The sequence below is a fragment of the Psychrilyobacter piezotolerans genome, from assembly GCF_003391055.1.
Classification (GTDB): Bacteria; Fusobacteriota; Fusobacteriia; order Fusobacteriales; family Fusobacteriaceae; genus Psychrilyobacter; species Psychrilyobacter piezotolerans.
The window spans coordinates 1-12981 of sequence record NZ_QUAJ01000011.1 but is presented as its reverse complement, the minus strand read 5'-3'; the positions used below and the strand labels follow the sequence as shown (position 1 = coordinate 12981).

Genomic DNA, 12981 nt, shown 5'->3' with positions numbered 1-12981 from the left:
TTTAAAAATCACATTTTAGATTGCTTTACAGAATAATACAAGTTGGCAGTAATACGCTGTTTTCTGTAAAAAGAAAATGTGGGAACCACGAGGCAAAGTTGCTAACCAATATATTATTTGATGGAGGTAGACACAATATGTCAGGAATTTTAGGAAAAAAAATCGGAATGACTCAAATCTTCGAAGATGGAAAAGCTATTCCAGTAACAGTAATCGAAGCAGGTCCTAACTATGTTTTACAAAAGAAAACTGTAGAAAAAGAAGGGTACTCAGCTATTCAATTAGGTTTCGGAGAAAAGAAAGAGAAGAACACTACTAAGCCACTTATGGGAATCTTCAACAAAGCTGGAGTTAAATCTCAAAGATTTGTTAAAGAGCTTAAAGTAGACTCAGTAGAAGGTTATGAATTAGGACAAGAGTTAAAAGTAGACGTTTTAGAAGGTACTAACTTCGTAGACATCACAGGTACTTCAAAAGGTAAAGGTACTGCCGGTGTAATGAAGAGACATAACTTCAGCGGAAACAGAGCAACTCATGGTGTTTCAAGAAATCATAGACTTGGAGGATCAATTGGTCAATCTTCAAACCCTTCTAAAGTATTCAAAGGTATGAAAATGATGGGAAGATATGGTAATGCACAAGTAACTGTTCAAAACTTAGAATTAGTAAAAGTTGATATTGAAAACAACTTATTATTAGTAAAAGGTGCGGTTCCAGGACCAAAGAACGGATACATCGTAATTAAGCCAGCTATCAAAAAATAATTTAGAAGGAAATAAGAGAGGAGGACGACAATGTCAGTTTTAAATATATATGATGTTACAGGTACTCAAACTGGTACTGTAGAAGTTAAAGATACAGTATTCGCTATTGAGCCTAATAAAACAGTTTTACACGAAGTGTTAACTGCTGAATTAGCTGCTGCAAGACAAGGGACTGCATCAACTAAGACAAGAGGAATGGTGAGAGGTGGAGGAAGAAAGCCTTTCAGACAAAAGGGAACAGGTAGAGCTAGACAAGGTACTATCAGAGCCCCTCATATGGTAGGTGGAGGAGTTACATTCGGTCCGTCACCAAGATCATTTGAAAAGAAAGTAAATAAGAAAGTAAGAAGCTTAGCTTTAAAATCAGCTTTATCAGCTAAAGTAGCTAACGGAGATATCTTAGTATTAGATGCAGCATTAGATGCACCTAGAACAAAGACAATCGTTGCGTTAACAACTGCTTTAAACGCTACTAATAAGCAATTATTCGTAGTAAATGACTTAGCAAACAAAGAAGACTTCAACTTATATTTATCAGCTAGAAACCTAGAAAATGCAGTTGTATTACAACCAAATGAATTAGGTGTATACTGGTTATTAAAGCAAAACCAAGTAATCATTACTAAGGATGCTTTAACAACTCTTGAGGAGGTGCTAGGATAATGACTGCTTACGATATCATCAAAAAGCCTATCATCACTGAAAAATCTGAAATTTTAAGAAGAGAATTCAATAAATTCACTTTTGAAGTAAATAAGAAGGCTAACAAAATTGAAATAAGAAAAGCTATCGAAACTATCTTTAATGTAAAGGTAACAGATGTAGCTACATCTAACATCAAATCAGTTTCAGCTAGACATGGACAAAAGTTGTACATGACTGCTGCTAAGAAAAAAGCTGTTGTAACATTAGCTGAAGGAAATGCAATAACTTACTTCGAAACAGTTTAATTGAAAAAAATTTTAAAAATATAAGATATTTATAGGTCAATGGAGGTTAATAGAAATGGCAATCAGAAAGATGAAAGCTATGACTAACGGTACGAGACATATGTCTTACCTAGTTAGTGAAGAATTAGATAAAAATGTTAGACCTGAAAAATCTTTGACTGTACCTTTAAACTCAGCGTACGGTAGAGATAACTACGGTCACAGAACAGGTAGAAACAGACAAAAAGGTCATAAGAGAATGTATAGAATAATTGATTTCAAAAGAAATAAATTAGACATACCTGCAAAGGTAGCATCTATTCAATATGATCCAAACAGAACAGCAAACATCGCTTTATTACATTATGTAGATGGAGAAAAGAGATATATCTTAGCTCCTAAAGGATTAGTAGCTGGAGACGTTGTAATGGCGGGAGCTAACGCAGAAATCAAGCCAGGAAACGCACTTAAGTTAAAGGATATGCCAGTAGGAACGCAAATCCATAACATTGAATTACAAATTGCTAAAGGTGGACAATTAGTAAGATCTGCAGGAACTTCAGCTAGATTAGTTGCTAAAGAAGGAACTTACTGTCATATCGAATTACCTTCTGGAGAATTAAGATTAATTCATAAAGAATGTATGGCAACTATTGGTGAGATCGGAAACGCTGAACATCAATTAGTTTCAATCGGTAAAGCAGGTAGAAACAGAAACATGGGAAGAAGACCACACGTAAGAGGATCAGCAATGAACCCTTGTGATCATCCACATGGTGGAGGAGAAGGTAGATCACCTATCGGTAGAAAATCTCCTGTTACTCCTTGGGGTAAACCTACTTTAGGTAAGAAAACTAGAGGAAAGAAAGCATCTGATAAGTTCATCGTAAGAAGAAAGAAGAAAAAGTAATTTGAGAGGAGGCACTGACTAATGGCAAGATCATTAAAAAAAGGACCTTTTTGTGATCATCACTTAATGAAGAAAGTTGAAGCAGCAGTAGCGGCGGATAACATGAAAGCGGTAATCAAAACTTGGTCAAGAAGATCAACTATATTTCCTAACTTCATCGGATTAACATTTGGAGTTTATAACGGTAAAAAGCATGTACCTGTTCACGTAACTGAGTATATGGTTGGACATAAGTTAGGAGAATTTTCACCTACTAGAACTTATTACGGTCATGGTGTAGATAAAAAGAAAAAGAAAAAATAATGTATCAATTAGGATATGATAAGGGAGGTTATACTAGTGGAAGCTAGAGCAATAACTAGATATGTGAGATTATCTCCAAGAAAAGCAAGATTAGTAGCAGACTTAATAAGAGGAAAATCAGCGTTAGAAGCGTTAGATATCCTTGAGTTCGCAAACAAGAAATCAGCAGTAACAATAAAGAAAACTTTATCATCAGCTATCGCTAACGCAACTAACAACCATGAAATGGATGAAGAAAAATTAGTTGTCTCTACAATAATGATCAACGAAGGACCAGTATTGAAGAGAATCAAGCCAAGAGCAATGGGTAAGGCAGACATAATCAGAAAACCTACAGCACACATCGTTGTAGCAGTATCAGAGAAGTAAATCAGGGAGGTAAGACTGTGGGACAAAAAGTAGATCCTAGAGGACTAAGACTTGGAATTACAAGAACTTGGGAATCAGCTTGGTATGCTGGAAAAAAAGAGTACGCAAATTACTTACACGAAGATATGGAAATCAGATCTTTCGTAAAGAAAGCTTACTACCATGCAGGAATTTCTAAAGTTAAAATAGAAAGAACTTCACCTTCGCAGGTTGTAGTTTTAATATTCACAGCTAAAGCTGGAATTGTAATTGGAAGAAAAGGTTCTGAAATCGAATCATTAAAGACAAAGTTAGTTAAGATGACTGGTAAAAAAGTTATCATTAAAGTACAAGAAGTTAGAAACTTCAACAAGGACGCAACTTTAGTAGCAGAGGGAATCGCAACTTCAATTGAGAAGAGGGTTGCTTATAAGAGAGCAATGAACCAAGCTATCATGAGAGCTGAAAAAGCTGGAGCAAAAGGAATCAAAGTAATGATTTCAGGAAGACTTAATGGAGCAGAAATCGCTAGAGCAGAATGGAATGTAGCAGGAAAAGTACCTTTACATACTTTAAGAGCTGACATCGACTACGCAACAGCAACTGCTAGAACTACATACGGAGCTTTAGGAATCAAGGTATGGATTTTTAATGGTGAAGTGCTTCCAACTAAGATGGAAGGAGGGGTTAAGTAATTATGTTAATGCCTAAAAGAACAAAACATAGAAAAAGTTTCAGAGGAAGAATGAAAGGAACTGCTCAAAGAGGAAATACTGTAGCATTCGGAGACTGGGGATTACAAGCCCTTGAACCAAAGTGGATCACTAACAGACAAATTGAATCTTGTAGAGTAGCTATGAACAGAACTTTCAAAAGAGAAGGAACTGTATTTATTAGAATATTCCCTGACAAGCCTATCACAGCAAGACCTGCTGGAGTTAGAATGGGTAAAGGTAAAGGTAACGTAGAAGGTTACGTTGCAGTAGTTAAACCAGGAAGAATCATGTTTGAGGTTTCTGGAGTATCTGAAGAGTTGGCACTTAAAGCTCTTAGAAAAGCTACTATGAAATTACCAATCGCTTGTAAAATTGTAAAAAAAGATGGTGGTGAGAAATAATGGAAGCTAAAGAAATCAGAGGAATAGCTACTGAGGAATTAGTAGTGAAAGCAAAAGAATTAAAAGAAGAATTATTTAACTTAAAGTTTCAACTTTCATTAGGTCAATTAGCGAACACTGCTAAGATAAGAGAAGTTAGAAGAAACATCGCTAGAATCAAAACTATTTTAAATGAGAGAACAGCTTAATAAAGTTAAGTAACTCATTGTACAACGAGGAGGTAGGGTTCTTGAGAAACGAAAGAAAAGTTAGAGAAGGAATCGTTGTTTCGGACAAGATGGATAAAACTATCGTTGTTATGGAAGAAACTACGAAATTACACTCTTTATATAAAAAAAGAATGAAAAGAACTAACAAATTTAAGGCTCATGACGAAAACAACATCGCTAAAACTGGCGATAAAGTAAGAATCATGGAAACTAAGCCATTATCTAAAGATAAGAGATGGAGATTAGTTGAAGTAATAGTAAAAGCTAAGTAATCTTAATTAGTTAGAGATTGAGAGGAGGGTACAACATGGTACAACAACAAACTGTCCTTAATGTTGCTGATAACTCAGGTGCTAAAAAAATAATGGTAATCAGAGTTTTAGGTGGATCTGTAAGAAGATTCGGAACTATCGGTGACATAGTTGTAGCTTCAGTTAAAGAAGCGAATCCTGGCGGAAACGTTAAAAAGGGAGACGTAATCAAAGCTGTAGTAGTTAGAACTAAAAAGGAAATAAGAAGACAAGACGGATCATATATCAAATTTGATGACAACGCAGCAGTTGTAATCAACGACAAAAAAGAGCCAAGAGGAACAAGAATATTTGGACCTGTTGCTAGAGAATTAAGAGCAAAAGACTTTATGAGAATAGTTTCTTTAGCTCCTGAAGTATTATAAGGAAGGAGGCTTAAATCATGGCTAAACCTAAAATCAAATTCGTGCCTACAAAAATGCACGTTAGAACTGGAGATACAGTAATGGTAATCTCTGGATCGGATAAAGGTAAAACTGGAAAAATCACTAAAGTATTTACTAAAAAAGGTAAAGTTTTAGTTGAAGGAATCAATGTTGTTACTAAGCATTTAAAACCTAGCCAAGCAAACCCACAAGGTGGAGTTGTAACTATGGAAGCACCAATTTTTTCTTCAAAGGTAATGATCTTTGATGCAAAAACTGGAAAGCCAACTAGAATTGGATCTAAGGTAGTAGATGGTAAAAAAGTAAGATACTCTAAAGTTTCTGGAGAAACTTTATAAGAAAGGAGGGTAACTAGTGGCTAAATATGTTTCTAGATGTCATACAAAGTATACAAATGAATTAGCTCCTGCTCTTATGAAAGAGTTAGGATTAACAAATATAATGGAATGTCCAAAATTAAACAAAATTGTTTTAAACATGGGTGTTGGAGAAGCGACTCAAAACTCTAAATTAATGGATGCTGCAGCAGCAGACTTAGCAACTATCTCTGGTCAAAAGCCAGTTGTAATTACAGCTAAAATGTCTGAAGCTGGATTCAAATTAAGAGAAGGTCAAGCAATCGGAACAAAAGTAACTCTTAGAGGAGAAGCTATGTACGATTTCATGGATAGATTAGTAAATGTAATCTTACCAAGAGTAAGAGACTTCGATGGAGTTTCTGCAAAAGCATTCGACGGTAGAGGAAACTATTCTCTTGGAATGAGAGATCAATTAGTATTCCCTGAAATCGAATTCGATAAAGTAGATAAGTTATTCGGAATGTCAATATCAATCGTTTCATCAGCAAAATCTGATGAGCAAGGAAGAGCGTTACTAAAAGCATTTGGTATGCCTTTTAAAAAGTAGGAGTAGGAGGAAAAGCACATGGCTAAAAAGTCAATGATCGCAAGAGACGTTAAAAGAGCTAAACTAGTAGATAAATTTGCTGAGAAAAGAGCAGAATTAAAAGCTAGAATTAAGGCTGGAGACGTAGAAGCTGTTGCAGAATTAAACAAGCTTCCTAAGAATGCCTCTCCAGTAAGAAAAAGAAATAGATGTCAAATAGACGGAAGACCTAGAGGATATATGAGAGAATTTGGAATCTCTAGAATTAAGTTTAGACAATTAGCTGGAGCAGGATTAATACCAGGTGTAACTAAATCATCTTGGTAATATCCATTCGATCGTAACATCATATAAGAAACTAGGAAGGAGGATTTGTAGATATGTTTTTAACTGATCCAATTGCAGATATGTTAACAAGAGTTAGAAATGCTAACTCAGTAATGCACGACAAAGTAGATATTCCACATTCAAAAATGAAGGTAGCTTTAGCTGCTGTATTAAAAGAAGAAGGGTATATCTCTAACTATAAAGTAATCACTGATGGAAACAAGAAGAACATCAGAGTATATTTAAAGTATGTAGGAAAAGAAAAAGTAATCAAAGGAATTAAAAGAATATCTAAGCCAGGAAGAAGAGTTTACTCTTCAGCTGAAGATATGCCAAGAGTATTATCTGGATTAGGAATTGCTGTTGTTTCAACGTCTAACGGACTTGTAACAGACAGAGTTGCTAGAAAGACTAATATTGGTGGAGAAGTACTTTGTTACGTTTGGTAAGAAATAACTAGGAGGTGCATTTTAAATGTCAAGAATAGGTAATAAAACCCTAGTTATCCCTGCTGGTGTAGAGGTTGCTATCAATGAAAATGTAGTAACTGTAAAAGGACCTAAAGGAACTTTAACTAGAGAAATTTTTAACGGTTTAACTGTTAAAATTGAAAATAATGAATTAACTGTAGAAAGAGCTGGAGACACTCCAACAGAAAGAGCTATGCACGGAACTGCATCAGCTAACATCAACAACATGCTTGTTGGTGTAACTGAAGGATTCAGAAAAACATTAAACTTAGTTGGTGTTGGATACAGAGCTAAAGAAGCTGGAAAAGGATTAGAAATCGCATTAGGTTTCTCTCATCCAGTATTAGTTCCTGAAGTTGAAGGAATTCAATTTACAGTTGAAAAAGGTAATACTACAATTCATATTGATGGAATATCAAAGGAAGTAGTTGGACAAGTAGCAGCAGAAATCAGAGCAAACAGAAAGCCTGAACCTTATAAAGGAAAAGGAGTTAAGTACTCGGATGAAGTTGTAAGAAGAAAAGAAGGTAAGAAAGCGTAATTTACCTTAACTAAAAGGAGGTAAGTCAGTTGTTTAAAAAAGTTAATAGAAAAGCTTTAAGAAGAAGAAAACAATTGTCTATTAGAAACAAGATCTCTGGTACTGTTGAAAGACCAAGATTAAATGTTTTTAGATCAAACAATAACATATTCGCTCAATTAATTGACGATGTAAATGGAGTAACATTAGTTGCAACTTCAACTATATCTAAAGATGTAAAAGCTGAAGTTAAGCACGGTGGAAACATAGAAGCAGCAAAGTTAGTAGGTAAGAAAATTGCTGAGCTAGCTGTAGCAAAAGGATTAGAAACTGTAGTATTCGATAGAAGTGGTTATGTATACACTGGTAGAGTTGCTGCATTAGCTGATGCTGCTAGAGAAGCTGGATTAAAATTCTAGTAGAGAGGAGGATATATTTTGTCTAAGTTTAAAAGAGAAGAAAAAGAATTTAAAGAAAAAATATTAAAAATCTCTAGAGTTTCTAAAACTACAAAAGGTGGAAGATCAATATCTTTCTCAGTTTTAGCAGCAATAGGTGATGAAAAAGGTAGAGTAGGTTTAGGATTAGGAAAAGCCAACGGTGTTCCTGATGCTATCAAAAAAGCTATAGCTACTGCTCAAAAGAACATGGTAACTATCTCTTTAAGAGGTGCTACTATTCCTCACCAACAAGATGGTGTGTTCTTAAGTACTAAGGTGTGGATGAAGCCTGCATCTGAAGGTACTGGAGTAATTGCTGGATCATCAGCAAGAGAAATCTTAGAATTAGTTGGAGTTACAGATATCTTAACGAAGATCAGAGGATCTAAGAACAAGATAAACGTTGCAAGAGCTACTATCGAAGGATTAAAAGCTCTTAGATCAGCTGAATCAGTTGCAAAATTAAGAGGAAAAGAAGTTAAGGAAATATTAAACTAAGGAGGTAGCAAAGACATGGCAAAATTATTAGTTAGACTTGTTAAGAGTCCGATTGGAAGAAAACCAAGACACATTGCTACATTACAATCTTTAGGTTTAAAAAAAATAGATGATGTAGTAGAACACAACGATACAGCAGATATCAAAGGTAAATTACACCAAATTGGATATATGCTTAACGTTGAGGAGGTAAAATAATGAAATTAAATGAATTACAACCTTCTGTTCCTAGAAAAGATAGAAAAAGAGTTGGAAGAGGTATGTCTTCTGGTACTGGTAAAACATCTGGAAAAGGACACAACGGACAAAAATCAAGATCTGGTTCTGGATCAAGCTTAAGAGCTGGATTCGAAGGTGGACAAATGCCTTTAATCAGAAGAGTTCCTAAGAGAGGATTCTCAAACTTTAGATTCAAGAAAGATTTCGCAATCATTGATTTAGATATCTTAAACTTATTTGAGGCAGGAACTGAAGTTTCTCCAATCATGTTAGTTGAAGCTGGATTAATCAAAAATGTTAAATCTGGAATCAAGTTATTAGGAAGCGGAACTTTAGACAAGAACGTATCAGTTATTGTTAACAAAGTATCTGCATCAGCACAAGCAGCTGTAGAAGCTAATGGTGGAACTGTTACAGTTCACGCTGTTAAGACTTTTAAAGATGTAGCTGGAAACACTGACAAGCACGCTAACAAGACTAAATAAGTTTTATTAGCTTAACCAAAGGGTCTGCAATTTTGCAGACCTTTTGTAATATACAACTAACTGATGTTTCGCACTATTTAAAGCTCTGTAAATATTGAGGTTATGCTTTAATTTTTTTAAAATTTTATATAAAATTTAATATTTTGTTGATTTTAAAGAAAGTAGAGATTTGTTTGCCCGCCGGATGCGGTCAAACTTCTTGGTTTTAAAGGCGTGTACCATCGCAAAAGTTCAGTAACTAATAATAATTAGATTATTTAGAAGATATTAAAAAGAAAAAAAATGTGCTATACTTATAGTATCCGTATTTTTAGGGAAATATATATACTACACACAATTATATTGTGCAACAAGGGGTGGACAGATGTCGTTATATGATCAATTTAATGCCAAGCTCGAGGCTGTAATGAATACGCCTGAACTTAAAAAAAGAATAATTTATACGTTGTTGATGTTTTTAGTAGCTAGGATAGGGACATTAATTCCAGTTCCAGGAGTAGACCTGGACAGATTAGCTTCTATGGTAAATAATAACAGTGTTTTAGGGTTTATAAACATGTTTTCAGGAGGAGCTTTCCAAAGGGTGTCTATTTTTGCACTGGGAGTTATGCCGTATATCAATGCTTCAATTGTAATGAGTTTATTAGCAGTTATTATACCGAAATTAGATGAAATTCAAAAAGAAGGAGAATCTGGAAGAAGTAAGATGACTCAATGGACTAGATATTTAACAATAGTAATCGGTTTTATACAAGCTTTTGGTGTGACTATGTGGTTACAATCTATGGGACTTGTTATGACACCTGGATTTATGTTTGTGCTGACAACTGTAATTACAGTAACAGCCGGTACTGTATTCCTTATGTGGGTAGGGGAGCAAATTTCTATTAAGGGAATAGGTAACGGGATCTCACTTATCATCTTCTTAAATGTAATTGCCAGAATGCCTTCAGGAGTTATTCAAACGATACAAACAATGCAGGGGAATAAATTCTTGATACCTGTTTTAATAGCTGTAGGAGCATCAGCTCTATTAACTGTAGCAGGAATAGTAATATTCCAATTGGCACAGAGAAGGATTCCTATTCACTATGTAGGGAGAGGATTCCAAGGTAAAGGAAATGCTGCAAACAGTAGCTTCTTGCCTGTAAAATTAAACTCAGCAGGGGTAATGCCGGTAATCTTTGCATCTGTAATAATGATGATACCGTCGTTACTGGTAAATTCATTACCATCAACTATGCCATACTATGCTCTGCTAAATAGGATGCTGGGAAGAAATCATCCTGTATATTTAATTTTATATGCAGCATTAGTAATATTTTTCTCATTCTTCTACACGGCTATGATGTTTGATCCGGAAAAAATTGCGGACAACTTAAAGCAGGGTGGAGGAACAATCCCTGGAATCAGACCTGGAAATGAGACTGTGGAATACTTAGAAAAAGTAATAACTAGAATTACTTGGGGGGGAGCTGTATTTTTAGCTGCCATCGCAGTATTACCTGCCTTTATATTCACAGCAGCAGGGTTACCTGTATTCTTTGGTGGAACAGGTATAATCATCGTTGTAGGAGTCGCATTAGACACTGTACAACAAATCAATGCTCATTTAGTGATGAAAGAGTATAAAGGATTTATATAAAAACAAAAAAGGTTCTAAGATGAAAATTCTTAGAACCTTTTTTTATTACGGTAAGAAAGTATCAATATAAAAAATTAATCCTTTATAATATATTTATGGAGTAATTTTTTATTTGATATGTATATAGATTGTCCCTGTTTTTCGATTATCTTTTCTGCGTATAATTCACCTATGACCCTTCTTATATGACGGGCGGTAACTCCCAGATAATCAGCAATCTCTTGAGTTTTAAAGTTATTTATTCTATCCTTGTCGCTAATTTCAACAAGACACGTAACCAATCTGTTTTTTATAGGATAGAGTATGACCTGGGAAAATTTTTTTGAGGTTTTAATTAATTTATCACAGATATCTTTACTTAAAAGACGATAAAGTTCATCTGAAATTGTGATCTCATGGATTTTAATTATGGGGATAGCGATGAGGATACACTCTGTAATAGCTTCTACATTATGATAGATATTCTTTTCCTGGATAAACTCAACATCACCAATGAAATCATAGGGTTTAGAAATATCTAAGAGCATAAAATTGCCTTCGTCATTTAAAAGAAAAACTTTAGCTTTTCCAGAAACTAGGACGTGTAGATATTCACATCTATCCTGAGCAAAATATATAGATTCCCCTTGTTCAAAAAAATGAAGTTCGAGATGGTCTATAGCATTTGGCTTAAATATATGGGATATATTAACTTTTTTAATGTATAATTTTAATTTTTCTATATCATGTATTTTTTTCATAGAGATCTCCTTGCGGACAATTGTCCGCTTGCTTGTTGTTGAAAAACTGTTATACTTCTTTACAGGGGGGAGATAATAATGGAAGGAATTATGATACTTGGATCAGGGATGCTCATAGCAATTATGCTGGGGATAAATGGAAGCCTGGCTAATCTTGTAGGTAATAATATGTCTGTTTTTTTAATACATTTTACGGGACTTATTGTGATTTGTCTAGGGATACTGCTAAAAGGAGAAAAAATAAAATATTCTAAGGAGCTGCCTTTTTATTTTTATTTTACAGGCTTTTTAGGGGTAAGTGTAGTTGCCTGTAATGTGGCCACATTTAAAAATATAGGTATTTCCAATACCATAGCTTTAGGGTTGACAGGCCAGGTTTTTTTTTCGGCATTGATAGATCATTTTGGATTATTTAACCGGGAAAAAAATAAGATAGGGTTACATAAAATAATAGGATTTGTATTTATTTTTGCAGGGATATATCTGGTAGTATAAAAATTATCGATTGAATATAGGAAGAGGTGAAGGATGTACTATTTAATAGCATTTTTGGTAGGCGGTATAATTATATTTCAGATGATGATGAACTCAATACTTTCGTGTAAGGTAGGAAAACTAAATGGAATATTTTATAATTTTTTTACAGGAACTCTGCTCATGGGAATATTTTTTGTTTTTAATATAACCAATTTTAAAGAAGGATTGAGCAAAATTTCTGATGGACAGATTTGGATGTTTGCAGGAGGTATTTTGGGAATATTGATATTATCTATATGTAACTATGCTATTCCCAGGATGACGGCGGTCTATGTTACATTATTTATAATGATAGGACAGTTAGTTACAGGGAATATAATGGAATATATTATAATTGGAAATATATCAATGAAAAAAATATTAGGGTGTACCCTTATACTAACAGGGGTCATGTATGATATGGTCATGGGAAAAGTGAAAAAATCTAAAGCCGAACAATATAATTAAGGTCTATAAATAAAGAAAATTAATGAAGATGACAAAGAAGAGTTAGAAGATACAGAATTATTAAAAAAATAAAACTAAATAATTTCAAATGTTTTTCATAACCGATAACACATTTGTTTTATCGGCTGTAAGTCAATAAAATAAGGGAAATTAGAGAAGTATTTGATTTATTAGTTCTGTTTTAAAAAATGTTTTGAAAAAGCAATAAAAAAATAAAAAAATCCTTGACGAAAAGCTGTAAACGCGGTATACTTCTTCTTGTGCATCAGAGAAATATCTTTGAAGCAGACAACAGGACATTAGCAATTAAATAGAGAAAGAAAGTGTAAATTAAAAACTCAATTGTCGTTTGAAACTTGTTTCAAACAATCGATTAAGGTGTACAGTGGAATGAACCACTATAAAAATAATTATCTTTTAATAGATAGCTAAACTTCATTTATGAAGTTAGGATATAAATTTGAATGTAGAGTTTGATCCTGGCTCAGGAT

At 34.0% G+C, this 12981-nt stretch carries 24 protein-coding genes; 23 read left to right on the top strand and 1 reads right to left on the bottom strand.

Features of this window, described 5'->3' with window-relative positions; all coding sequences use genetic code 11:
* Positions 1–137: 137 nt before the first annotated feature.
* From rplC to secY, 21 genes are all read left to right on the top strand, one after another.
* Complete coding sequence (rplC, locus tag DYH56_RS07450) at positions 138–764, top strand: 50S ribosomal protein L3 (protein ID WP_114642240.1); 627 nt, start codon at positions 138–140, stop codon at positions 762–764.
* Between the two features lie 30 nt (positions 765–794).
* Entirely contained in the window at positions 795–1427 is a 633-nt protein-coding gene (gene rplD, locus DYH56_RS07445) for a 50S ribosomal protein L4 (RefSeq protein ID WP_114642239.1), read from the top strand.
* Positions 1427–1714 carry a 50S ribosomal protein L23 gene (gene rplW / locus DYH56_RS07440; protein ID WP_114642238.1) on the top strand — a complete coding sequence of 96 codons (288 nt, stop codon included), beginning with the start codon at positions 1427–1429 and terminating at the stop codon, positions 1712–1714. The genes rplD and rplW overlap by 1 nt, the downstream gene beginning before the upstream one ends.
* A gap of 55 nt (positions 1715–1769) precedes the next feature.
* Positions 1770–2603 carry a 50S ribosomal protein L2 gene (gene rplB / locus DYH56_RS07435; RefSeq protein ID WP_114642237.1) on the top strand — a complete coding sequence of 278 codons (834 nt, stop codon included), beginning with the start codon at positions 1770–1772 and terminating at the stop codon, positions 2601–2603.
* A 21-nt stretch (positions 2604–2624) separates the two neighbouring features.
* Positions 2625–2906 (top strand): 30S ribosomal protein S19, encoded by a 282-nt coding sequence (gene rpsS / locus DYH56_RS07430; RefSeq protein WP_028854868.1) that lies wholly within the window; start codon positions 2625–2627, stop codon positions 2904–2906.
* A 36-nt stretch (positions 2907–2942) separates the two neighbouring features.
* Positions 2943–3275 carry a 50S ribosomal protein L22 gene (gene rplV, locus DYH56_RS07425; protein WP_028854867.1) on the top strand — a complete coding sequence of 111 codons (333 nt, stop codon included), beginning with the start codon at positions 2943–2945 and terminating at the stop codon, positions 3273–3275.
* Between the two features lie 17 nt (positions 3276–3292).
* Positions 3293–3949, top strand: coding sequence for a 30S ribosomal protein S3 (gene rpsC / locus DYH56_RS07420; protein ID WP_114642236.1), 657 nt, complete (start codon positions 3293–3295; stop codon positions 3947–3949).
* Positions 3950–3951: 2 nt separating this feature from the next.
* Positions 3952–4371 (top strand): 50S ribosomal protein L16, encoded by a 420-nt coding sequence (gene rplP, locus DYH56_RS07415; RefSeq protein WP_114642235.1) that lies wholly within the window; start codon positions 3952–3954, stop codon positions 4369–4371.
* Positions 4371–4559: a 50S ribosomal protein L29 gene (gene rpmC, locus DYH56_RS07410; RefSeq protein ID WP_028854864.1), complete on the top strand. Its 189-nt coding sequence runs from the start codon at positions 4371–4373 to the stop codon at positions 4557–4559. The genes rplP and rpmC overlap by 1 nt, the downstream gene beginning before the upstream one ends.
* Before the next feature lie 41 nt (positions 4560–4600).
* Positions 4601–4852 carry a 30S ribosomal protein S17 gene (gene rpsQ / locus DYH56_RS07405; RefSeq protein ID WP_114642234.1) on the top strand — a complete coding sequence of 84 codons (252 nt, stop codon included), beginning with the start codon at positions 4601–4603 and terminating at the stop codon, positions 4850–4852.
* Positions 4853–4887: 35 nt separating this feature from the next.
* Complete coding sequence (rplN, locus tag DYH56_RS07400) at positions 4888–5256, top strand: 50S ribosomal protein L14 (RefSeq protein WP_114642233.1); 369 nt, start codon at positions 4888–4890, stop codon at positions 5254–5256.
* Between the two features lie 17 nt (positions 5257–5273).
* The gene (rplX, locus tag DYH56_RS07395; RefSeq protein WP_114642232.1) at positions 5274–5615 is read left to right on the top strand and encodes a 50S ribosomal protein L24; all 342 of its coding nucleotides are present in this window, start codon (positions 5274–5276) and stop codon (positions 5613–5615) included.
* 16 nt (positions 5616–5631) lie between these two features.
* A complete protein-coding gene (gene rplE, locus DYH56_RS07390; RefSeq protein WP_114642231.1) occupies positions 5632–6183 on the top strand; it encodes a 50S ribosomal protein L5 in 552 nt (183 codons plus the stop codon).
* A gap of 18 nt (positions 6184–6201) precedes the next feature.
* Positions 6202–6489 (top strand): 30S ribosomal protein S14, encoded by a 288-nt coding sequence (rpsN, locus tag DYH56_RS07385; RefSeq protein ID WP_114642230.1) that lies wholly within the window; start codon positions 6202–6204, stop codon positions 6487–6489.
* 53 nt (positions 6490–6542) lie between these two features.
* The gene (gene rpsH, locus DYH56_RS07380; RefSeq protein ID WP_114642229.1) at positions 6543–6938 is read left to right on the top strand and encodes a 30S ribosomal protein S8; all 396 of its coding nucleotides are present in this window, start codon (positions 6543–6545) and stop codon (positions 6936–6938) included.
* A 25-nt stretch (positions 6939–6963) separates the two neighbouring features.
* Positions 6964–7500, top strand: a complete 537-nt coding sequence (gene rplF / locus DYH56_RS07375) for a 50S ribosomal protein L6 (RefSeq protein WP_114642228.1) — start codon at positions 6964–6966, stop codon at positions 7498–7500.
* 29 nt (positions 7501–7529) lie between these two features.
* Positions 7530–7898, top strand: coding sequence for a 50S ribosomal protein L18 (gene rplR / locus DYH56_RS07370; protein ID WP_028854856.1), 369 nt, complete (start codon positions 7530–7532; stop codon positions 7896–7898).
* Between the two features lie 18 nt (positions 7899–7916).
* Entirely contained in the window at positions 7917–8417 is a 501-nt protein-coding gene (rpsE, locus tag DYH56_RS07365; RefSeq protein WP_114642227.1) for a 30S ribosomal protein S5, read from the top strand.
* Positions 8418–8432: 15 nt separating this feature from the next.
* Entirely contained in the window at positions 8433–8615 is a 183-nt protein-coding gene (gene rpmD / locus DYH56_RS07360; protein ID WP_028854854.1) for a 50S ribosomal protein L30, read from the top strand.
* On the top strand, positions 8615–9121 hold the full coding sequence (gene rplO / locus DYH56_RS07355; RefSeq protein ID WP_114642226.1) for a 50S ribosomal protein L15: 507 nt from the start codon (positions 8615–8617) through the stop codon (positions 9119–9121). The genes rpmD and rplO overlap by 1 nt, the downstream gene beginning before the upstream one ends.
* A gap of 364 nt (positions 9122–9485) precedes the next feature.
* Positions 9486–10766 (top strand): preprotein translocase subunit SecY, encoded by a 1281-nt coding sequence (gene secY, locus DYH56_RS07350; RefSeq protein ID WP_114642225.1) that lies wholly within the window; start codon positions 9486–9488, stop codon positions 10764–10766.
* A gap of 74 nt (positions 10767–10840) precedes the next feature.
* Here secY and DYH56_RS07345 read toward each other — a convergent pair whose 3' ends face one another.
* A complete protein-coding gene (locus DYH56_RS07345) occupies positions 10841–11506 on the bottom strand; it encodes a Crp/Fnr family transcriptional regulator (RefSeq protein ID WP_114642224.1) in 666 nt (221 codons plus the stop codon).
* A gap of 78 nt (positions 11507–11584) precedes the next feature.
* Between DYH56_RS07345 and DYH56_RS07340 the strand changes: the two genes are divergently transcribed.
* Positions 11585–12001 (top strand): DMT family transporter, encoded by a 417-nt coding sequence (locus DYH56_RS07340; RefSeq protein ID WP_114642223.1) that lies wholly within the window; start codon positions 11585–11587, stop codon positions 11999–12001.
* Positions 12002–12034: 33 nt separating this feature from the next.
* Entirely contained in the window at positions 12035–12490 is a 456-nt protein-coding gene (locus DYH56_RS07335) for a DMT family transporter (protein WP_114642222.1), read from the top strand.
* Positions 12491–12981 lie beyond the last annotated feature (491 nt).